The 20,233-nt window shown below is 65.4% G+C and carries 15 protein-coding genes; 8 read left to right on the top strand and 7 right to left on the bottom strand.

Annotation, left to right across the window (positions count from 1 at the left end; genetic code table 11):
- Positions 1–5: 5 nt before the first annotated feature.
- Positions 6–479 (bottom strand): NUDIX hydrolase, encoded by a 474-nt coding sequence (locus B9N93_RS11225; RefSeq protein WP_085213658.1) that lies wholly within the window; start codon positions 477–479, stop codon positions 6–8.
- Between the two features lie 133 nt (positions 480–612).
- Between B9N93_RS11225 and B9N93_RS11220 the strand changes: the two genes are divergently transcribed.
- Positions 613–1,365, top strand: a complete 753-nt coding sequence (locus B9N93_RS11220; protein ID WP_085213656.1) for a GNAT family protein — start codon at positions 613–615, stop codon at positions 1,363–1,365.
- 86 nt (positions 1,366–1,451) lie between these two features.
- Entirely contained in the window at positions 1,452–1,796 is a 345-nt protein-coding gene (locus B9N93_RS11215) for an HU family DNA-binding protein (protein ID WP_439897116.1), read from the top strand.
- Positions 1,797–1,960: 164 nt separating this feature from the next.
- Here the strand turns inward: B9N93_RS11215 and B9N93_RS11210 are convergent, their stop codons facing one another.
- From B9N93_RS11210 to B9N93_RS11190, 5 genes are all read right to left on the bottom strand, one after another.
- Positions 1,961–3,388, bottom strand: coding sequence for an Nramp family divalent metal transporter (locus B9N93_RS11210; protein ID WP_176225233.1), 1,428 nt, complete (start codon positions 3,386–3,388; stop codon positions 1,961–1,963).
- A 59-nt stretch (positions 3,389–3,447) separates the two neighbouring features.
- A complete protein-coding gene (locus tag B9N93_RS11205) occupies positions 3,448–4,407 on the bottom strand; it encodes a DUF6635 family protein (RefSeq protein ID WP_254899382.1) in 960 nt (319 codons plus the stop codon).
- A 15-nt stretch (positions 4,408–4,422) separates the two neighbouring features.
- Positions 4,423–5,544, bottom strand: a complete 1,122-nt coding sequence (gene wecB / locus B9N93_RS11200) for a non-hydrolyzing UDP-N-acetylglucosamine 2-epimerase (protein WP_254899381.1) — start codon at positions 5,542–5,544, stop codon at positions 4,423–4,425.
- Positions 5,545–5,691: 147 nt separating this feature from the next.
- Entirely contained in the window at positions 5,692–7,365 is a 1,674-nt protein-coding gene (locus B9N93_RS11195) for a formate--tetrahydrofolate ligase (RefSeq protein ID WP_085213648.1), read from the bottom strand.
- Between the two features lie 171 nt (positions 7,366–7,536).
- A complete protein-coding gene (locus B9N93_RS11190) occupies positions 7,537–8,520 on the bottom strand; it encodes a DUF11 domain-containing protein (RefSeq protein ID WP_125468943.1) in 984 nt (327 codons plus the stop codon).
- Positions 8,521–8,818: 298 nt separating this feature from the next.
- Between B9N93_RS11190 and B9N93_RS11185 the strand changes: the two genes are divergently transcribed.
- The 4 genes from B9N93_RS11185 to B9N93_RS11170 all read left to right on the top strand — a co-directional run bounded on the left by B9N93_RS11185 (position 8,819) and on the right by B9N93_RS11170 (position 15,766).
- On the top strand, positions 8,819–10,231 hold the full coding sequence (locus B9N93_RS11185) for a TolC family protein (RefSeq protein WP_254899380.1): 1,413 nt from the start codon (positions 8,819–8,821) through the stop codon (positions 10,229–10,231).
- Positions 10,228–11,388, top strand: a complete 1,161-nt coding sequence (locus tag B9N93_RS11180) for an efflux RND transporter periplasmic adaptor subunit (RefSeq protein WP_085213644.1) — start codon at positions 10,228–10,230, stop codon at positions 11,386–11,388. Before B9N93_RS11185 ends, B9N93_RS11180 begins: the two co-directional genes overlap by 4 nt.
- Complete coding sequence (locus B9N93_RS11175) at positions 11,385–14,501, top strand: efflux RND transporter permease subunit (RefSeq protein ID WP_085213643.1); 3,117 nt, start codon at positions 11,385–11,387, stop codon at positions 14,499–14,501. The genes B9N93_RS11180 and B9N93_RS11175 overlap by 4 nt, the downstream gene beginning before the upstream one ends.
- 146 nt (positions 14,502–14,647) lie before the next feature.
- Positions 14,648–15,766 (top strand): response regulator, encoded by a 1,119-nt coding sequence (locus B9N93_RS11170; protein WP_085213641.1) that lies wholly within the window; start codon positions 14,648–14,650, stop codon positions 15,764–15,766.
- Positions 15,767–15,778: 12 nt separating this feature from the next.
- Here the strand turns inward: B9N93_RS11170 and B9N93_RS11165 are convergent, their stop codons facing one another.
- The gene (locus B9N93_RS11165; RefSeq protein ID WP_085213639.1) at positions 15,779–15,994 is read right to left on the bottom strand and encodes a hypothetical protein; all 216 of its coding nucleotides are present in this window, start codon (positions 15,992–15,994) and stop codon (positions 15,779–15,781) included.
- A gap of 335 nt (positions 15,995–16,329) precedes the next feature.
- Between B9N93_RS11165 and B9N93_RS11155 the strand changes: the two genes are divergently transcribed.
- Together B9N93_RS11155 and B9N93_RS11150 are read left to right on the top strand one after the other, a co-directional pair.
- Positions 16,330–17,190 carry a GGDEF domain-containing protein gene (locus B9N93_RS11155; protein WP_085213636.1) on the top strand — a complete coding sequence of 287 codons (861 nt, stop codon included), beginning with the start codon at positions 16,330–16,332 and terminating at the stop codon, positions 17,188–17,190.
- On the top strand, positions 17,187–20,204 hold the full coding sequence (locus B9N93_RS11150; RefSeq protein WP_085213634.1) for a bifunctional diguanylate cyclase/phosphodiesterase: 3,018 nt from the start codon (positions 17,187–17,189) through the stop codon (positions 20,202–20,204). The genes B9N93_RS11155 and B9N93_RS11150 overlap by 4 nt, the downstream gene beginning before the upstream one ends.
- Positions 20,205–20,233 lie beyond the last annotated feature (29 nt).

Here is a 20,233-nt window from a genome sequence, read left to right as displayed (position 1 = left end):
GCCCATCAAGCCGCCAACAGCGATTTCAACACCGACAGGGGATGGCGCTCGCCCGCCAGATAATCCTCCAGGCAGCGCCGCACCATGGGACTACGCAAGGAAGCCTCCCGCCCGGCCAATTCCTCGGGCGTCAACCACAAGGCCCGCTGGATGCCCGCATCCAAGGGCGCGGCGGGATCGTGGCGTTCGGCCCGGCCCGCGAGGGCGACCCGGCAATAGCTGGCCGTGGCGTCGGGCCGGCTCCACAGGTAGATGCCAACCAGATACTCGGGTTGGACATGCCAGCCGGTTTCCTCGAAGGTCTCGCGGAGGGCGGCTTCGACCAGGGTTTCGCCGCCCTCGACATGGCCGGCCGGCTGGTTGATGACCAAGCGGCCTTGGGGGTCGATTTCCTCGACGAACAAAAAACGTCCGTCCCGCTCGACCAAGGTCGCGACGGTGACGCGGGGCCGTTGGGCCTGGATTTCCGATGTGTGCATGAAGTTTTTTCTACCGGGGTCAGCGTCTGGGAAGGGCGCTGTGCTATAAAACCGCCCTTCCCTCAACGCCTTAGGAACCGCCCGGAATCTGCCGGACGGCGACGCGGGGCACGCCAGCCATGGAGCCGAATCGATGCCATTGAACCTTAGCAATCTGGGATTCTCGATCAAAATGCTATTTTCCGGGTATTTGGTAGTCATCGCAATCGGCTATGGGGTGGCCGTCATGCAAGTGCTATTCACGCATGGGATGGCCGATGGCAAGTTCGGCCTGTCCATCGAGGACATCGTCTATAGCTATTACGGCAACCGCTCGGGCTCGGTGTTGGAGAGCAAGCTGAACGGCTCCATGAAGAACAACGCCCCCGACAGCGAGCGTTTCAAGATCATCCAATGGGTGCGCGACGGCGGCGACGCCAAGGTCTATGACAAGGAGATCAAGCCCATCATCGAATTGCGCTGCATCATGTGCCATAACTCGGAGGCGGCAGGGCTGCCCGATTTCACCCAGTTCGAGCATATCCACCAACGCGCCCAATCCGACCAGGGCGCGACCTTCGCTTCGCTGGCGCGGGTATCGCACATCCATTTGTTCGGGATCGCCTTCATCTTCATGTTCGTGGGATTGATCTTCGCCCTGGCCTCGGGGGTGCCGGGCAAGCTCAAGGGCGCGGCCATCGTCATGCCCTATGTGTTCCTGTTGCTGGATATTACCTCGTGGTGGCTGACCAAGCTCAATCCGAACTTCGCCCTGCTGGTGATCCTGGGCGGCGGCGGCATGGCGATGGCCTTCGTGTTCATGTGGGTGGTGTCGATGTACGAGATGTGGATATTGCCGGGGAAATTGCCGTTCCCGGACCGGCGCAATGCCTTGACCCGGTCTTGAGCGGCGGGGGTTTGGGAGCGGTGGCCTCCACCACCGATCCAGCCCGCGCGCCCACGGCGAAAGCCCTATGAAATCAGGCGAAACCCATGCAAAGCCCGCCCCGATTCATGCGACAATGCGCCTCCCTTCAAGCTCTGCGAGACCCAAGCATGAATAAATCCGAACTGATCGACGCCATCGCCGACACCTCCGGCCAGACCAAGACCGAAATCGGCAAGACCCTGGACGCCCTGCTCGAAACCATCACCGCCACCGTCGCCAAGGGCGAACCCGTGGCCCTGGCGGGCTTCGGCACCTTCAAGGCGACCTACCGGGCGGCGCGGGAAGGCCGCAACCCCGCCACCGGCGCCACGATCCAAGTCCCCGAAAGCACCGTACCCAAGTTCCAACCGGGCGCGACCTTCAAGAACCGGGTCGCCCACAAAGGCTGATCCTAGCTCCCGCGCCGACTCGCTGCCTTTCGATTCCGTGGGTGCCCCGATCCGGGGCCGGGCGGCGTTCCGGGCCATCCCGCCCAGAGCGCCGTCCGCAGGACGCGGGCCAAGCCCGCGGCCTGCCCCGGAATCATCGTCCCGGCGCAAGCCAGCCCAGCCCCTCAGCCCGCCCACAGCGTCCAGCCATAGGCCAAGGCCAAACCCAGATAGGCCAGGAAACTCACCCCCAACAGCCAAGGATTCATCCCGCCGGGCCGCGCCCATTCCGGCAAATGCGGGGCCAACACCCGGTAATTCAGCAGATACAAAGCCACCGGGAAAATCACCGTCCCGGCGAAACCGATCACCGCGCTGGTCAGGATCAAGCTGCCAGGGGTATCCAGCAGCATGGTCAGGCAGGTGACGAGGGTCATCAGCCCCAGGAAGCCGTAATACCACACCCTGAGCGACCAGCGACGGCTCCGGGGAAACAGCACATGGACGATATCGGCCTGCATCCGGCTCACCGCGTCCGCCGTCGCCAGCCAGGTATCGGCCAGGAACGCCGCCGCCACGATCAAGAACAGGATACGCCCGATCTCGCCCCACCCCACCTCGAAGAACTTGGCCTGCACCACCGCCAATTCGTATTCCTGCGGCAGCAAGCCCTTGGGATAGAGCAAGGCATACGACAACAGGCAGGTCATCAGCGTGGTCAACACATTGCCGCCGATCCCGACCCAAGCATCGGCCCCGAGATAACGCCGCCACAAGCGCCAGCGCCCGGCGTTCTCGGCATTGTCCTCCGGCAGGAAACCCTCGCTGGTCACCACCTCCGGCTTGTCGGCGACCACCCCGGTGATGCGGCCCATATGCGCCGCCATCCCCGCGCCCTTGTCACGCAGCCAATAGGAATAGAACAGGATCCAAAAGCCCCCCAGCCCGGCGAAGGCGATGGCGGTCAAGAGCTTGGTGGCGTCGGCGGTTTCCCAGGGCCGGGGCATCGGTCCGGTCGGGCCGAGCAAACCGCGCAGGAAACCCGGCAAGGCCGCCGCCACTTCCGGCTGGGCGCAGGCCCACAACAAACCCACCACCGTGGTGATGGCGACGAACTTCATGAAGCGCTCGACCAGCACGTAAACCACCTGGCTGAACAGCAAAGCCACCAGGAACACCGCGATAGTGAAATAGCCCCAGAACAGCGATTGCCCCCGCGGGGTCCAGCCTTCCGGGAAATGGGTCAGCGCCGCCAACGAAGTCCCGCCCGCCGAAGCAAACGCCCCGAACCAGAAAAACGACACCGACATCAGCAGCCACAGGAATATCCCGAAGCCCCGGTGCAGACGGATGAAACCGTGGAAGATGCTTTCGCCGGTCAAAAGGGTGTAGCGACCGATCTCGATATTGAGCGGATATTGCAGCAAGCAGGCGGGCAGCAGCAGGCAGAGGAAGGTCAGCCCGTACTTGGCGATCATATACGGCCACCAGATCAATTCGCCGCTGCCCTGGGCCAGGGCCATCCAGACGATGCCGGGACCGAGCGCCACGGCCCAGCCGGGAAACGCGGGCAGGGACTTGCGTTCCAGCCCGGAAAGTTCTTTGTTATTCATGGAGTTATTTTATAAAAAGGCCATTGGAGTCCAAGACTCCATCCAGTCGGGCGGAACCCTCAGCGCACCGCCCCCGCCGCGCTCCGCAACAGGTCCAGCACATCGAACACCCTGGCGATGTAATGATCCCGCACCCGGTAATCGCCGCCTTCGCCACCCGCGAGCTGGGCGCCCAGGGCATCGACGAAACCCAGCAAGCGCCGCCGGTGCAAGCCGGTCTTGGCGAGCAAGGGGTCCAGCACGATCCAGGATAGCGCGGCCAACACCCCGACCGCCGCCAGCAACGCCCCCGTGGTCGCCGCCACCAATCCCGCCGAGGCCGTGGCCGGGAACACCGCGTAATACCAAGCCCCCACGGTCGAACCCAACCAAAAATTGGCGATGGCGATGTGTTGGGCGATGACGGCGGCAGCGGCGGAACCCGCCGAGAAAGCGCCAGGCGTGGCCTGCTGCGCGACCGCGTAGCCGGTGGCGAGGGTGATGAGGCTCCCGGCCAATTCCGACACCCCGGCGCGGGTCTTGCCATATTCCGCCAGATTGGCTTCCAGCGCGGCGCGGAAGCCGGGCCGGTCGGCCCGACTTCCCAGGACTCGCAAGTATTCCTCGCACAAAGCGGCGATTTCTGGCTGGGCCAGCAAGGTTTCCATCAAGGCGTCGTGACGGGATTCGCGGCCCTCGTCGGCATAGGGCAGTTCCAGCAATTCGGTATGCAGCAGCCAGCGCAATTCCTTATCGAGCCGGGTGGGAATCCCCGGCGGAACCCGGTTCAACCAAGCGGCGGCGCGTTCCGCCCCCATCCGCCCGGCCAAACCCGCCGCGCCCTGGATCAACGCCAGCGGCAAACCCCACAGCATATTGAGCGGATGGCGGTAGAAATCCCGGCCCAGGGTGGCGCGGCGCAAGGCCCAAGCCCCGCGCAGGGAAAAATGCCGCTCGACGAATTCCGGCACCTTGTCGCGCCGGGATTCGATATAGGCCCGGATGCCGCGCTGGACGGCGGCTTCGATTGCTTCCCGCACCGGCCCGTCCACTGCCTAGACCGCCACCGCCAAGGCTTCCAGGATGCGCCCGGAAGCCCGCCCATCCCAGAATTGCGGTCTGCATCCCTGCTTGCCGCGCCCGGCCAGGATGGCTGTCGCTTCCGCCACGATCCGCGCCGGATCGACCCCGACGACGGTGTTGGTACCCTCGTCCACCGTGACCGGGCGTTCGGTGTTCTCGCGCAAGGTCAGGCAAGGCACGCCCAGGGCGGTGGTTTCCTCCTGCAAGCCGCCGCTGTCGGTCAGCACCAGCCGGGCATCTTTGAACAGGTTGAGGAAATCCATATAGGCCAAGGGCTCGGTCAGCACGACGCTGTCGGGGATGGCGATGCCGAATTTATCGAGGTTGCCACGGGTGCGTGGATGCACCGGGAAAATCAGCGGCAGCCCTTGGGATACCTCGGCCAAAGCCGCCATGATGCCGCTGAAAACTTGTGGGTCGTCCACATTGGAAGGCCGGTGCAGGGTGATGACGCCGTACTCGGGGAAGCGCTGCTTCAGCGGCGTGGTGCCCAGGGCGGCGGGCGGCAGGGCAGCGAGCTTTTCCACTTGGTGGAACAGGTTGTCGATCATTACATGGCCGACGAAATGGATGCGGTCGCGGGGCTGGCCCTCGGCCAGCAGATGTTCGAGGCCGCTCTGCTCGGTCACGAAGAACCAATCGCTGATGGCGTCGGTGACGAGGCGGTTGATTTCCTCCGGCATGGCGCGGTCGCCGCTCCTGAGGCCGGCCTCGACGTGGGCCACGCCGATATGCAGTTTCTTGGCGACGATGGAACAGGCCAGGGTGGAATTGACATCGCCCACCACCAGCACCAGATCGGGCCGGTCCCTGAGGCAGATTGCCTCGAAGCGGGTCATGATCCGGGCGGTCTGCTCGGCGTGGGAACCGCTACCGACCTCCAGGTGGTAATCGGGCCGGGGGATTTCCAGTTCCTCGAAGAAGACATCGCTCATCGCCTTGTCGTAATGCTGGCCGGTATGCACCAGCTTGGCCGCGAAGGGATAAGCGCCGCGCCGCAATTCCCGCAGGATCGGGGCGATCTTCATGAAATTGGGGCGGGCACCGGCGACGATGAAAAGTTTTTTCTGGGTGGCGTTGGGCGATGCGCTCACTGCGGGATTCCTCATGGGGTTTGCATGGGACGCACGGACGTCCGGTGGGGGCGGGCCGCCCGGTTTAGCTGGGAAAGGGTAACAAAAAAGCGAGGGGGGAATGCCCTCGCTTTCTCGAATCCAGCGATGCTAGCGGGATTGCCGGAATCAGAACAAACCGGAAATCCGCCCATTCCCATCCACATCGATATGCTCCGCCGCCGGGATTTTCGGCAGGCCCGGCATGGTCATCATGTCGCCCGCGATGGCGACCACGAAACCCGCCCCGCTGGCGAGCCGCACTTCCCGGATGTGGATATTGTGGCCGGTAGGCGCACCGCGCACCGTGGCGTCGGTGGAAAACGACATCTGGGTCTTGGCCATGCACACCGGGAACTGGCCGTATTCGGCATTCCAGGCGTTCAACTGCTCGCGCACCTTGCCTTCGTAGCTCACGCTACCCGCGCCGTAGATTTTGGTGGCAACGGCCTCGATCTTTTCGCACAGCGACAAGCCACCGTCATAGACGAATTGATGCCGCCCCGGCGCGTTGTCCACGATATCCGCCACCGCGTGGGCCAAATCCTCAGCCCCCGCCCCGCCGTGCGCCCAGTGCTGGGCCAGCACCACCTTGACGCCCAGGCTTTCGCATTTCCGGCGCAATAGCTCGATCTCGGCCTCGGTGTCGAAGGTGAAATGGTTGATCGACACCACGCAGGGCAGGTGGTAATGCGTCTGGATATTGCGGACGTGCTTTTCCAGGTTGGCGAAGCCTGTTTCCAGGGCCGCCAGATTCTCCTGGTTCAGGTCTTCCTTCTTCACACCGCCGTGGAACTTGAGCGCCCTGAGCGTCGCCACCAGCACCACCGCCGCAGGTTCCAGCCCCGCCATGCGGCATTTGATATCGATGAACTTCTCCGCGCCCAGGTCGGCCCCGAACCCGGCCTCGGTCACGACATAATCGGCCAGCTTGAGGGCGGTTTTCGTCGCCATCACGGTGTTGCAACCATGGGCGATATTGGCGAAGGGACCGCCGTGGATGATGGCGAGATTGTTTTCCAAGGTCTGCACCAGGTTGGGCTTGATGGCGTCCTTGAGCAGGGCCGCCATCGCCCCATGGGCCTTGAGATCGCGGGCATAGATCGGGGTTTTGCCGTCGGCCTTGTAGCCGATGACGATACGGCCCAGGCGCTCCTTCAAATCCTCGATGCCGCTGGCGAGGCAGAGGATCGCCATGACTTCGGACGCCACCACGATGTCGAAACCGTCCTCGCGGGCATAGCCGTTGCCGGGACCGCCCATGCCGATGACGATCTTGCGGAGCGCCCGGTCGTTCATATCCACCACCCGCTTCCATTGCACCCGGCGCGGGTCGATATGCAGTTCGTTGCCGTGGGTGATGTGGTTGTCGATCATCGCGGCCAAGAGGTTATGGGCCACGCCGATGGCGTGGAAGTCGCCGGTGAAATGCAGGTTGATATCCTCCATCGGCACCACCTGGGCGTAGCCGCCGCCCGCCGCCCCGCCCTTGACCCCGAAGCACGGTCCCAGCGAAGGCTCGCGCAGGCACATGATGGCCTTCTTGCCGATACGGTTGAGCGCGTCGCCCAGGCCCACGGTGGTGGTGGTCTTGCCCTCGCCGGCCGGGGTCGGGCTGATGGCGGTGACCAGGATCAGCTTGCCATCCGGGCGGTCGTTGAGCGAACGGATATAGTCCAGCGACAGCTTGGCCTTGTAATGGCCGTAGGGGTCGAGATGCTGCGCCGGGATGCCCAGCCGGTCTCCGGCGAGGTCGATGATAGGACGCATTTGGGCTTGCTGGGCGATTTCGATGTCGGACATGGATTTCCTTCGTGCGATGGCCGCGCCTGGACGGCGCGTGGAAAAAACGGTGGGAATACGCCCGGGCGGGCGCTCCGGCTGAGGTCGAAGTTTAACAAGTTGGGGGGGGCGATGGATACCGAAGGGGGGTGTCGGCCACGCCGTCCATGGCCGGTCGCCGGAGGGGAAGATTCAAGGATTGGAGCGGACCTTGACGAACCCGATCCGGGTATTGTTATCGGGATTCGGGTCTTGCTTCACGCCGAACACCCTGGCTTGGATGGATAGCGGCCCCTTCAGTTGGGGAACCACCGTGAACATCTGCTTGAACTTCTTCCCCCGTTTGAGGGCGACCCCCACATCCTCGGACAAGACCTGGCCGGGAACGGCCTGGACCACGTCGTTGAACAGGCAGGCCATCGAGATTCCCGGCTCCACCGGCCTACATTGATATAAGGCATCGCCACCCGACAGCAAAGCGACCGGCTTGGAAAAGGTGTATAGCACCCCCATGATCCCGGCCTGACTTTGCCGGCGATTGACAAAGCGGGCGACGATACGCACTGGCCGCCCCGCCCCGGGGGTTTTGGGGAAAGCCCCCATTTTCATGGCGAACGCGAGATCGTCAGAATCCTGAATGCGATTGGCCGATCCCGCCGGGGTGGAAACGTCCAGCGCCGTCGCGGGCAATAGATAAAGGCCGGGGGTTTCCACCCGGTTATCGTTATCGGACGCATCGGTATCCACCTGGCCCGAACTGACCGTGGCCCGGATATAAGACGTAGCGCCACGATAGGATTGGGCGAAGTCCATGTGGTAAACCCTGGTTTCGCCGGCGGCCAAATCGCCCAAGGGACATTCGACCCATTCCTGTCCCGGCAAGGAACCCAAGGCTTGGTGCGTGCATTCCGCCGGTAGGTCGCTGGAAACCTCCATGAGCTGGCTGATCCATTCGATATGCAATACCGTCCCCTGCGCGGTGGTGGAACCATGATTGGATAGGGTGACGGTATAGCCCAGGGTATCCTGGAACAAAGCGGGGTCGTAATCGGTCTGCCCGGCCACCGATAAATCGGTCGATATATTGGTATAGGCCACCATCGCCCAACCCGCGTTGATAGGCACCGCCCACAAACCGACCAGGGCAATCATCATGGTGATGGATCGTAGCAACATCGTCTTCCCTACGGAGAATAGAGCCGACGCCACAAGGATATTCGTGATCGCCGGGTTGATCGCTTGGGACATCCCCCGTCATGGATTGTAACGGTCGATCCCGTTCCGCCGGACCGAACCAGACAGATTCCGCCGGTCCCGCGGTGGCAATTTAAGCCTCCAGCCGCTATAAATAGCGTCGCCCCGACCCAGCCAGACAGGGCCGGACAGGCCATCCGACCGACCGCGCCCGGCGGCGGACCTAACGGCAAGGCCCGGCCCGCAGCCCAGGACGCCCGCACAACCCCAGGAAACGGCCTTGCATCCCTCTGATATCCGTCCCGCCCCTTCCCCGTGGACCGCCCCCCGTCCTGGCTGGGCCTGCGCCCTGGCCCTCGCGCTGGGGGGTTGCGCCGCCCCGGAATACCCTCCGGTCCCCTTGGCCGATGACATCCGCCCGCCCCAGGCCGCGCCCGCGCCCCAGGCCCGGCCCGCCACGGCCCCGTCCCCGGCACAAGACACCCCGCTCACCCTGGACCGCGCGGTCCAGACCGCGCTGGCCGCCGATCCGCAAATCCGGGCCGGGTTCGAGAACGTGCGCCAGGCCGAGGCCGATCTGGTGACGGCGGGACTCCTGCCCAACCCGGAAGTGACCGCCGACCTGCTGATGATGCCCTGGGGCCAGCCGTTCCGACCGACCAAGCAGGGCGGCCCGGCCCAGACCGATGTGTTCGTGGGCTTCCCCATCGACTGGTTCCTGTTCGGCAAACGCGCCGCCGCCATCGTCGCCGCGCAAAAGGGCGTGGACGTGGCGACCGCCCAGTTCGCCGACCTGGTGCGCCAGCGCATCGCGGGTACCATCACCGCCTTCTACGATGTGCTGGAAGCCCGCGAACAGCTGGCCCTGGCGCGGGAAGACCTCGCCAATCTTTCGCAGGTACAGGGCATCGTCGCCAACCGGGTGGCCTTGGGCGGGGTCGGCACCATCGAACTGGACCGGGTCCGGCTGTCGATCTACGGTGCCCAGCGCGAGGTGCGCTCGCGGGAAACCGCGCTGGCCGGAGCGCTCAGCCGCTTGCGGGCCTTTTTGGGGATGGCGGGGGAAGCCCCAGTCGAGGTGTTGGGCGATCTGGACGTGGCCGTCCCCGCCGCGCCGCCCACGCCGGAAGCCGCCTTCGCCCTGGCCGGGGACAACCGGCCCGACCTCGTGGCCCTGCGCCGTCAAATCGCCTTCGCCACGGCGGGCGTGGACCTGGAGGAAACCCGCGCCTATCCCGAGGTGCGGCCCAGTTTCGGCTATACCCGGCAATTCCAGCACGAGATGGGTTTCCCCGACGCCGATTCCTGGAACATCGCCCTACAGATGAGCGTGCCGGTGTTCGACCGCAACCAGGGCAACATCGCCAAGGCCCGCTCCGCCAAGACCCAGGCCGAACTGAGCCTCGGGGCGCAACTGGTGACGCTACGCGCCGAGATCGAGCAAGCGGTCAAGGCCTACGCCGCCGCCCGCGACGCCCTGTTGCTGGACGATCCCGGCCAGCTCGAAGCCGCCAAGAACGTGCGCGACAAAATCCGCGCCGCCTACGAACTGGGCGGCAAACCCCTCATCGAAGTGCTGGACGCCCAACGCGCCTACCGCGAAACCTATAAGCTCCACATCGCCAGCCGTTCCGGCTATTGGCACTCCCTGCACGGGCTCAACGCCGCCGTCGGCAAACAGGTATTGCAATGATCCTCCACCCCACTGTCAAAGCGGCGGCCACGCTGGCCGTCCTGGCACTCGCCACCGGCCTGTTCTGGCGCTTCCCCGGCACCCGCCTCGAAGCCAACGCGCCGCCCGCCGCGCCCCTCGACAATCCGGCGGTGAGCCTGGCCGGGCCGGGCGTGGTGGCGGTACAGCCGGGGAGCCTCTTGGAAAAGAAACTGGAAATCGCCCAGGTACGCCAGGAACGGCTGACCACACCCTTGCTGTCGGTGTCGGGCGCGGTGATGGCTCGCCTCAGGGCCGGGGCGGGACCGATGGAGGACCGCTGGCAATTCAGCGGCATCGAACTGTCGGGCATCTACGCCGATTGGCAGAAGACCGGCACCGAGATGGAATTCGCCGCCAAGCAATTGAGCAAGACCCGCGAACTCACCGCCGCCCAATACCACTCCCAGGCGCGGGTGGTGGACCGCCTGCGCAAACTGGTCGCCACCGGCACCGAGGCCGTGCGCGACCTGACTTCGGCGGAAGCCAACCTCCTGCAAATGCAGCTCGAAGGCGAGAAAGCCGTGTTCGACGCCGAAAGCGCCCTGACCCAGGCCACCCACGCCCACGCCGATCTGGAGCGCCGTTTGCTGCAAGCGGGCGTGGACCCGGACCTGCTGGAAAAAGAACCCGCCGGGGCGTCCCTGGTAATGGCTGACGTGCCCGAGGTCAGGATCAGCCAGGTCGCGGTGGGGCAAGCCTGCGAAGCCCGCTTCTATGGCCTGCCGGGCCAGGTGTTCCGGGGCGTGGTGCGTAGCCTCGCGCCCGCGCTCTCGCCCGAACGGCGCACGCTCCGGGTGTTCTTCGCCCTCATGGATGCGGAAGGCAAGCTCAAGCCCGGCATGTACGCCGAAATCGGCCTCGGCACCGACCCCCGGCTGGCGGTCCTGGCTCCCGCCGACGGCGTGCTGCACATCGGCGACGCCGACTATGTGCTGAAGGCGGAAAACCCCGGCCTGTGGCGGGTCAACCCGATCCAGGTCGGCGAGCGGGCGGGCGATTACGTGGAAATCCTGGGGGGACTCAAGGGCGGCGAAACCATCGTCGGCAGCGGGGCCATCCTGCTGAAGCCCCTGGTGGTGCAATCCCTCTTGGCCGGACTGCGTGCAGCCGACCACGGCGCGGTGGAGCCACGATGATTCCCTTCCTGATCCGCGCCGCGCTGCGCTACCGCTGGATCGTCCTGATCGGCGTGGTGGCCCTGTCCCTGCTGGGCGTTTGGACCTTCACCCAGATGAAGATCGACGCCTACCCGGATATCTCGGCCCAGATGGTCCAGGTCATCACCACCTATCCGGGCCGCGCCCCGGAGGAGGTCGAGCGCCAAGTCACCCTCCCGGTCGAGATCGCCATGCGCAACGTGCCCAAGGTGGAAACCATCCGCTCGCGCACCATCTTCGGGCTGTCGGTGGTGCAGATGATTTTCGAGGAAGGCACCGAGAGCTATTGGGCGCGGCAACGGGTACAGGAAAAGCTCTCCAGCCTCGACTTGCCCGACGGGGCCGACGCCGAGATGGGACCGCTGGCGACCGCCTATGGCGAGGTGCTGCGCTACGAACTGGTGTCGGATGGCCGCTTCGACCTGATGGAACTGCGCACCCTCAACGATTGGGTGGTGATTCCGCGCCTGCTACGGGCGGCGGGGGTGGCGGAAGTCGCCAATTTCGGCGGCTATGCCAAGCAGCACGGGGTTTTGCTGAATCCGGCGCAGTTGCAGCGCTACGGGCTTTCGGTCAACGACGTGGTGGACGCCATCCAGACCAACAACCAGAGCGCGGGCGGCAGCGTGTTGTCGCGGGGCAGCATGTCCTTCGTGATCCGGGGCCGGGGCGCGTTGCAGGACGAGGACGAAATCGGCTCGATCTTCATCAAGTCCATCGGCGGCACGCCCATCTATGTGCGCGATGTGGCCGAGGTGCGGCTGGACGCCAAGGTGCCCGCCGGTATCTTCAGCAAGGACCGCACCGACGAGGCGGTCGAAGGCATCGTGCTATTGCGCAAGGGCGAGAACCCGTCGGAAGTGCTGGCGCGGGTGGAAACCGCCATCGCCGAACTCAACGGGGAAGGCTTGCCGGAAGGGGCCAAGGTCGCGCCCTATTACGACCGCAGCCATCTCATCGACAGCACGCTGCACACGGTCGGCCATAGCGTGGGCCTGGGGATTGGCTTGGTACTGTTGGTGCTGCTGGCTTTCTTCGGCCGCCCGTCCCTGGCCTTGCTGGTGGCCTTGACCATCCCGTTCTCGCTGCTGTTCGCCCTGGTGATGATGTATCTCGCCGGGATTCCCATCGGCCTCCTGTCCATCGGGGCCATCGATTTCGGCATCATCGTCGATGGCGCGGTCATCATGTGCGAAAGCATCGCCCGCCGCCTGGACCTCCGGGAACACCAACCCGAAACCGAACGCGCCAGCGTGCCGCACACGGTGCTGGCCGCCGCGCTGGATGTGGAACGCCCGGTGTTCTTCTCGATCCTGATGATCGTCGGTGCCTTCCTGCCGCTGTTGACCCTGACCCGGATCGAGGGGCTGCTGTTCCGGCCCATGGCCCTGACCCTGGTGTTCGCCTTGGCCGGGGCCGCGTTGTTCGCCTTGCTGGCGGTGCCGGTGCTGTCGGCCTTCCTGTTCCGCAAAGGGTTCCGGGAATGGGAAAACCCGGCGCTGCATTGGCTGTCCGGGCGTTATGCCGCGTTGCTGGGCTTCCTGCTACGCCAGCGCTGGCCGACCGTGGCCGGGGCCGGGGTGTTGCTCGTGGCCGTGCTGGCGACCATCGTGCCGCGCCTCGGCACCGAATTCCTGCCCTATATGGACGAGGGCGTGGTCTGGGTCCGCGCCAATTTCCCGGAAGGCACTTCGCTGCAAATGACCGCGCATTTCGGCCAGCGCCTTAGGGAAATCGCCCTGGAGTTCCCCGATATCGAATTCGCCGCCGCCCAGACCGGCCGCAACGACAGCGGCACCGACCCCTATCCGCCCAGCCGCATCGAAATGATGGTGGGCCCGAAACCCAGCGACAGCTGGACCCAATTCCAGCGCAAGCAGGAATTGGTGGCGGCGCTGGGGGCGCGGTTCCGCGCCGAATTCCCCACCACCCGTTTCAATTTCACCCAGCCCATCATCGACAGCGTGACCGAGGACACCAACGGCACCTCGGCCAATATGGCGATTGAATTCTCGGGTGCCGATTCCGACGTGCTGCTGGACCTGGCGCGGCGGGCGGAAATCCTGCTGAAACAAGTACCCGGCGCGGTGGACGTGAACATCGAGCAGGAAGGCCCGCAGCCGCAATTGGTGATCCAGCCCGACCGCTCCCTCTGCGCCCGCTACAACGTCCGCATCGAGGACGTGACCCGCTTGGTCGATACCGCCATCGGTGGCGCGCCCATCGGCAGCTTGTTCGAGGGCGAGCGCCGCTTCGATATCGTGTCGCGCTTCGCCCCGGAATACCTGCGTTCGCCCCAGGCGCTCGGGCGCTTGCCGGTCTACAACGCCGACGGCATCCCGATTCCCTTGGCCCAGGTCGCCCGCATCGATATCGTCGATGGGCAAACCATGATCGCCCGCGCCGATGGCCGCCGCCGCCTGACCGTGCGCAGCGATATCGTGGGCCGCGACCAGGGCGGTTTCGTGGCCGAGGCACAGCACAGGTTCGAGGGGCAAATCCAGGTGCCGCCGGGCTACCGCGCCACCTGGCTCGGCATGTTCGAGAACCTCAAGCGGGCGGGCGGGCATTTCGCGCTGCTGGTCCCGGTCACCATCGCAGTGATCTATGTGCTGCTGCTCGCCATGTTCGCCTCGCAGCGGGCGGCGTTGATCCTGCTGCTGGCGATTCCCTTCGCCTTCGTGGGCGGGGCCGTCGCCCTGCACCTCCGGGGCATGAACCTCAATGTTTCGTCGGGGGTGGGTTTCGCCGCCGTGTTCGGGGTGTCGATCATGAACGGGGTGTTGATCGTGCGCACCATCACCGATTTGCGGCTCCAGGGCACGGCTTTGGAAGAATCCATCCTGCGCGGGTCGGTCCGGTGCCTTAGGCCCATCCTGATCGCCTCGCTGGTGGCGATCCTGGGGCTGGTGCCCGCGTCCTTGGCGACCGGGCTGGGTTCGGATGTGCAGCGGCCCTTGGCGACGGTGATCGTGTGGGGCTTGTTCAGCGCCACGGTGATGACCTTGCTGTTGGTGCCGGTGTTGTACCGGCTGTTCGTGCCGCGGTTGCCGGTGGCGGACAACGGGCGCGGGGAATGGGAGGGGATTTAGCGGACCCCGGTCCAGGCGGGCCCATCCGCCCGGTAGTAACCCCGCCTCGATTATTTCCCGCCACCGACTAAACTACTATAGACCCGGCCTCCGTGCCCGCCCGGATACCAGCCCCCTTCAAGCACGCCAGCCCCGAACCCATCCCCATGTCGAAGCCACCCCCCCAATCCACCCTCTTGGTCGTCGACGACACCCCGGACAATCTCAGCCTGATGGGCGGCATCCTCGAAGCCCATTACAAGGTCAAGGTCGCCAACCGCGGCGACCGGGCACTGCGGATCGCCCGCTCGCAGCCCCCTCCCGAGTTGATCCTGCTCGATATCATGATGCCGGAGATAGACGGCTACGAAGTCTGCCGCCAACTCAAGGCCGACCCCGCCACGGCGGACATCCCCGTCATCTTCCTCACCGCCAAGGACGGGGCCGAGGACGAGGCCCACGGGCTGGAACTGGGCGCGGTGGACTATATCGCCAAGCCCATCAGCCCGCCCATCGTGCTGGCGCGGGTCAAGACCCATCTGGCCTTGAAGCAGGTGCGGGATTTCCTGCGGGACCAGAACGAATTCCTGGAACAGGAGGTGAAACGGCGCATCCAGGAAGTGGAAACCATCCAGGATGTCACCGTCCAAATCCTGGCCTCGCTGGCCGAGACCCGCGATAACGAAACCGGCAACCACATCCGCCGCACCCAGCACTATGTGAAAGCCTTGGCGGAACAACTCCGCGTCCATCCCCGCTTCGCCCCCGCCCTCGACGACGACAAGGTCATCCACCTGCTGTTCAAATCCGCCCCCCTGCACGATATCGGCAAGGTCGGCATCCCCGACCGCATCCTGCTCAAACCGGGCAGGTTCGAGCCGGAGGAATTCGAGATCATGAAGACCCACACCACCCTGGGCCGCGACGCCATCGCCCAGGCCGAACTCGCGCTGGGCGTGGAAATCCCCTTCCTGCGCTACGCCAAGGAAATCGCCTACAGCCACCAGGAAAAATGGGACGGCAGCGGCTACCCGGAGGGCTTGAGCGGCGAGGCCATCCCGGTCTCGGCCCGCCTGATGGCGCTGGCCGATGTCTACGACGCCTTGATCAGCCGCCGGGTCTACAAGGCGGGGATGCCCCACGCGGAGGCCAAGGCCATCATCGTGGCCGGTCGGGGCAGCCATTTCGACCCCGCCGTGGTGGATGCTTTCCTGTCATTAGAGGACGAGTTCCGGGCTATCGCCGAACTCTACGCCGATCCTCCGCCGGAACCCGCGCCACCGTGACCGCCGCGTCGGCTACAGGCCCGCCTGCCGCAATTGTTCCAGGAAGCCGTCGCCCTCGATGACGATCCGGCAGCCGCACAGCGCGACCTTGCGCTGGGTCGAGGACTCGATCGCACGGGCGCATTCCCGCGCCGCGCCCGGATCGCGGAAGCAAACCACCACGGAACCCGCCTTCTCGTCGATGCTGCCGTGGAACCTATGGGCCAACCGGTCGATGGATGTGTTCATGGCGAATACCTGTGGAGTGGAGGGAACCCCGGCAAGGCCATCGCCGCGGCTGCCGTGGGAATATCAGGGGGCTGGTCCCGATCATGCCGAAGCCTCGCCCCGGCCGGATAGCGATGGCTACGGCCCTAGCGGATTCGACCGTTGGACCGGCGATTCGCGCCCCTCCACCGCCCAAAAAAATCGCCCCGCCGCGCCCTGGAACGCGCCGACCGCCGCCCCCCAACCGGGGCCGGGCAAACCTTAGGATTCCCACCCTTACACCCGGCTTTGACATCCCCGTCGCGCCGACTAGAATCTTTTCCCATTACCCCATCCCCCCAAGGAAACCCCCAACCATGGATACCCCCCATCCGACCGCCCTGGCTTGGTGCGTCCCGGAAGCCTGCCTTTCCCTGGCCGACGCACAACGCATCCTGGTCCCCACGGGCTTGGTCCCGATTCCCTATGTGCCCGCCGAGCCCTATGAAAACCCCGCCGAACTGCTGGTTTTGCATACGGCGGCCCTGGGAAGCCTGGACGGCCTGGCCCACGCCTTGGAGCGCCTGGCCAAGCCGGGCCTGGTCGTCGTGGACTCGGAAGCGGAGGAAACCCAGTTATTGGCCTGGGGTTTTCCGCCCGAATTGGATATTTGCCGCGCCGGGGTTTTGGCGGCGCAATTGGGCCACCGCCTACAACGGGTATTGACCGGACTGCGGCTGGGATTCGGCGGCGGCCTGGATACCACCCTGGGTCCGGTCCAGCATAAACAAATCCATAACCGGGGCTATCTGGACGCCCGGCTCCCCAGGGAATTCGACAGCGCCCGCAAACATTGCCGCTCGCTGACCCTGGCCTGGATCAACCTGACCCGGCTCGACATTCTCGCCAAGACCGAGGGCGAGGCCGTGGTCCGGCAATGGATCGCCCATTTCGGCCGGATCGTGTTCGCCAACATCCGCGTCACCGATTGGCTGGCCCGCTATAGCCGCGACGAATTCTGCCTCGTCATGCCCGACACCTGGCTGGAGGAAGGCCGCGGCGTCGCCACCCGCATCGGACGCGCCCTGGAAACCGCCCGGTTCCAGGCCGATGCCGCGCCCGGCATCTCCATGGGCGTCGCCGAACTGACGGACCACGAGGCGGGTTGCGAAGACCTGGTCCATGCCGCCGCCGAGGCCGCGCTGATGGAAACCCTCTTGGCACGACCCACCCGGTGAAAAACTCCAACCCCGCCACCCGCCCCCACTGGAAGCCGGCCCTGCTGCTGGCCGCGCTCGCCCTGCCCTGCGCGTTCCTGGTCGCCAAGCCGGCCCAAGAGCCTTTCGGGCTGGCCGGGAGCGCGGTCGCCCTCATGGCCACGATGGGGCTAAGGCGCGGCAAATCCCCAACGGAGCCGCCGCGGGACGGCACCGGCTCCGACCCCGACGATCCCCCGCCCCCCTTCGATTTCCAACGGGCCTGCATCGAGCAATCCCTGGAACCCATCCTGTGGATGGACGCCCAGGGCCGCCTGCTGGATGCCAACCTGGGCGCGGCGCGGATGCTGGGCTACGACCTGGAAAAACTCAAGACCCTGCACCTCGCCGATATCGACACCCATTTTTCCGAGGAGCGCTGGCAACGCCATTGGGACTACCTGCGCCGCCACAGTCATATCCGGGTGGAAACCGAGCAGCGGCCCAGGGAAGGCCACCCCATCCCGGTCGAGATGGCCTATAGCCTGGTGGTCCATGCCGAGCGGGAATACGGCTGTGCCATCGTGCGCGACCTCCGCATCCGCAAGCGCCTGGAACGGGCCTTCTATGTCGAGAACCTACGCAATTCCCTATTGCTGAAAACCGCCAGCGACGGCATCCACGTCCTCAGCGAGCAGGGCCAATTGGTGCTGATGAGCGATGCCTTCTGCCGGATGCTGGGCTATAGCCGGGGCGAGTTGAAAGGCATGCACGTCTCCCAATGGGATGCGCGGTGGACCCGCCCGGAACTGATGGAAAAGCTCCGCCAATTGCTATGCCAGCCCGCCGTGTTCGACACCCAGCACCGGCGCAAGGACGGCAGCCTGTTCGAGGTCGAGGTCAGCGCCACCGCGATCCAGATGGGCGAGCGCTGGCTGTTGTTCTGCGCCTCGCGCGACGTGTCCGAGCGCAAGGCGGCGGAGCGGGCCTTGCGCGAAAGCGAGGCGCGGTTCCGGGAATTGAGCGACGCCGCCCCGGTGATGATCTGGACCACCGACGCCCAAGGCCGGCGCGATTATTTCAACCGGGGCTGGCTGGAATTCCGCGGCCGCCCCCTGGAGGCGGAGGCGGGCGATGGTTGGCAGGCGGGGCTCTACCCGGAAGACCGGGACGCCTGCCTCGCAGCCCACCGCGAACATCTCGCCCAGCCCCGGCCCTACCGGATGGAATACCGCCTGCGCCGCCACGACGGCACCTACCACTGGCTGGTCGAAACCGCCCAGCCCCGCGGCGACGAACGGGGCCGGTTCCTGGGCTTCGTCGGCTGCTGCATCGATATCAGCGACATGAAACGCGCCGAATTGGAACTGCGTCTGGTGGCTTCCGCCTTCGAGGCCAACGAGGCCATCATCATCACCGACGCCCAGGGCGTGATCCAACGCGCCAACCGCCGCTATTGCGAAAGCACCGGCTACGTCCTGGAGGAAATCGTCGGGCAGCGTTCCAACCTGGTGAAATCCGGGCGGCACGATACCGCCTTCTACCGCGAGATGTGGCAGGGACTGGCCGAACGCGGCTTCTGGCAAGGGGAAGTGTGGAACCGGCGCAAATCCGGCGAGGTATACCCGGAATGGCTGTCGATCAGCGCGGTCAGGAACACCGACGGCGACACCACCCATTACGTCGGCGCCTACCTCGACCTGTCCCGGCAAAAACAAGCCGAGGAACAAGTGCGGCGGCTGGCCTATTACGACACCCTCACCGGACTGCCCAACCGGCGCTTGCTCTACGACCGGCTACAGCAGATTTTCGCGGCCTCGGCCCGGCTGGAACAATACGGCGCCCTGCTGTTCATCGACCTGGATAATTTCAAGGTCCTCAACGATACCGCCGGGCACGATGTGGGCGACGCCCTGCTGATCCAGGTGGCCGAAATCCTCTCGCGCACCGTGCGCTCCGAGGACACCGTGGCCCGGCTGGGCGGGGACGAATTCGTGATCGTGCTGGAACGGCTGGGCCATGACGGCTTGGACGCCGCCGCCCGCGCCGAACAGGTCGCATCCAAAGTGATCGCCACCATGGCCGACCCCTACACGTTGGCCGGGCACGAACACCATGTCACCCTGAGCATTGGCGTGGCCTTGTTCAAGGGCAACGAGGAACGGCCCGAGTCGTTCCTCAAACGCGCCGACGCCGCCATGTACCAGGCCAAGGCCGCCGGACGCAACACCGCCTGCTTCTTCGATCCGGCGATGGCGGCGGCGATGGAGGCCAGGGTGGCGCTGCTGGCGGAACTGCGCAAGGCCCGCACCCTGGACCAATTGCACCTGCACTGCCAGCCGGTGGTGGACGCCGCCGGCCGGATCGCGGGCGGGGAAATCCTCTTGCGCTGGGAGCATCCCGACCGCGGCTGGATCGGTCCTAGCGATTTCATCCCCCTGGCCGAGGAAAGCGGACTCATCATCGACATCGGCACCTGGGTGCTGGAAACCGCCTGCGGCCTGCTCCGGGCCTGGGAAACCCGCGACTGGCTGTCCCCCGATTTCTTCCTGTCGATCAATATCAGTCCGCGCCAATTCCGCCAGCCGGACTTCCCCGGCATCATCCACACGGCGGCGGAACGGGCCGGGATTTCGCCGCACCGGCTCAAGCTGGAAATCACCGAGGGGATGCTCATCTCCAAGCTGGACGATATCGTGCCCATCCTCGCGGGGCTCCGGGCCGCGGGCGTGCGCTTCTCGCTGGACGATTTCGGCACCGGCTATTCTTCGCTGGCCTATCTGCAAAGGCTGCCGCTGGACCAGCTCAAGATCGACCGCTCCTTCGTGCTGGACCTGCACCACGACGCCAACGACGCCGTGATCGTGCGCACCATCATCAACATGGGCCAGAGCCTGGCGCTGGAGGTGGTGGCCGAGGGCGTGGAAACCCTGGCGCAGTTCGAGTTCCTCAAGGAACATGGCTGCGGACTGTTCCAAGGCTACCTGTTCGGCCAGCCGGTCGATACCGACAGCTTCGGCGCGAAACTCCGGGCCGGGACGCGCCTTGCCCCATAGCCGGGCGCGGCGGAAGCGGGAGGTCGGCA

The sequence above is a fragment of the Methylomagnum ishizawai genome, assembly GCF_900155475.1.
In the GTDB taxonomy this organism is placed as follows: domain Bacteria; phylum Pseudomonadota; class Gammaproteobacteria; order Methylococcales; family Methylococcaceae; genus Methylomagnum; species Methylomagnum ishizawai_A.
This window is presented reverse-complemented; position numbering and strand designations above follow the sequence as displayed.

Bases quoted from the DNA above. Each gene is read 5' to 3' on its own strand.
- B9N93_RS11210 (WP_176225233.1), bottom strand. From the start codon at position 3,388: ATGAATAACAAAGAACTTTCCGGGCTGGAACGCAAGTCCCTGCCCGCG.
- B9N93_RS11155 (WP_085213636.1), top strand. From the start codon at position 16,330: ATGGATACCCCCCATCCGACCGCCCTGGCTTGGTGCGTCCCGGAAGCC.
- B9N93_RS11190 (WP_125468943.1), bottom strand. From the start codon at position 8,520: ATGTTGCTACGATCCATCACCATGATGATTGCCCTGGTCGGTTTGTGG.
- B9N93_RS11170 (WP_085213641.1), top strand. From the start codon at position 14,648: ATGTCGAAGCCACCCCCCCAATCCACCCTCTTGGTCGTCGACGACACC.
- B9N93_RS11220 (WP_085213656.1), top strand. From the start codon at position 613: ATGCCATTGAACCTTAGCAATCTGGGATTCTCGATCAAAATGCTATTT.
- B9N93_RS11180 (WP_085213644.1), top strand. From the start codon at position 10,228: ATGATCCTCCACCCCACTGTCAAAGCGGCGGCCACGCTGGCCGTCCTG.
- B9N93_RS11175 (WP_085213643.1), top strand. From the start codon at position 11,385: ATGATTCCCTTCCTGATCCGCGCCGCGCTGCGCTACCGCTGGATCGTC.
- B9N93_RS11165 (WP_085213639.1), bottom strand. From the start codon at position 15,994: ATGAACACATCCATCGACCGGTTGGCCCATAGGTTCCACGGCAGCATC.
- B9N93_RS11195 (WP_085213648.1), bottom strand. From the start codon at position 7,365: ATGTCCGACATCGAAATCGCCCAGCAAGCCCAAATGCGTCCTATCATC.
- B9N93_RS11225 (WP_085213658.1), bottom strand. From the start codon at position 479: ATGCACACATCGGAAATCCAGGCCCAACGGCCCCGCGTCACCGTCGCG.
- B9N93_RS11215 (WP_439897116.1), top strand. From the start codon at position 1,452: ATGCAAAGCCCGCCCCGATTCATGCGACAATGCGCCTCCCTTCAAGCT.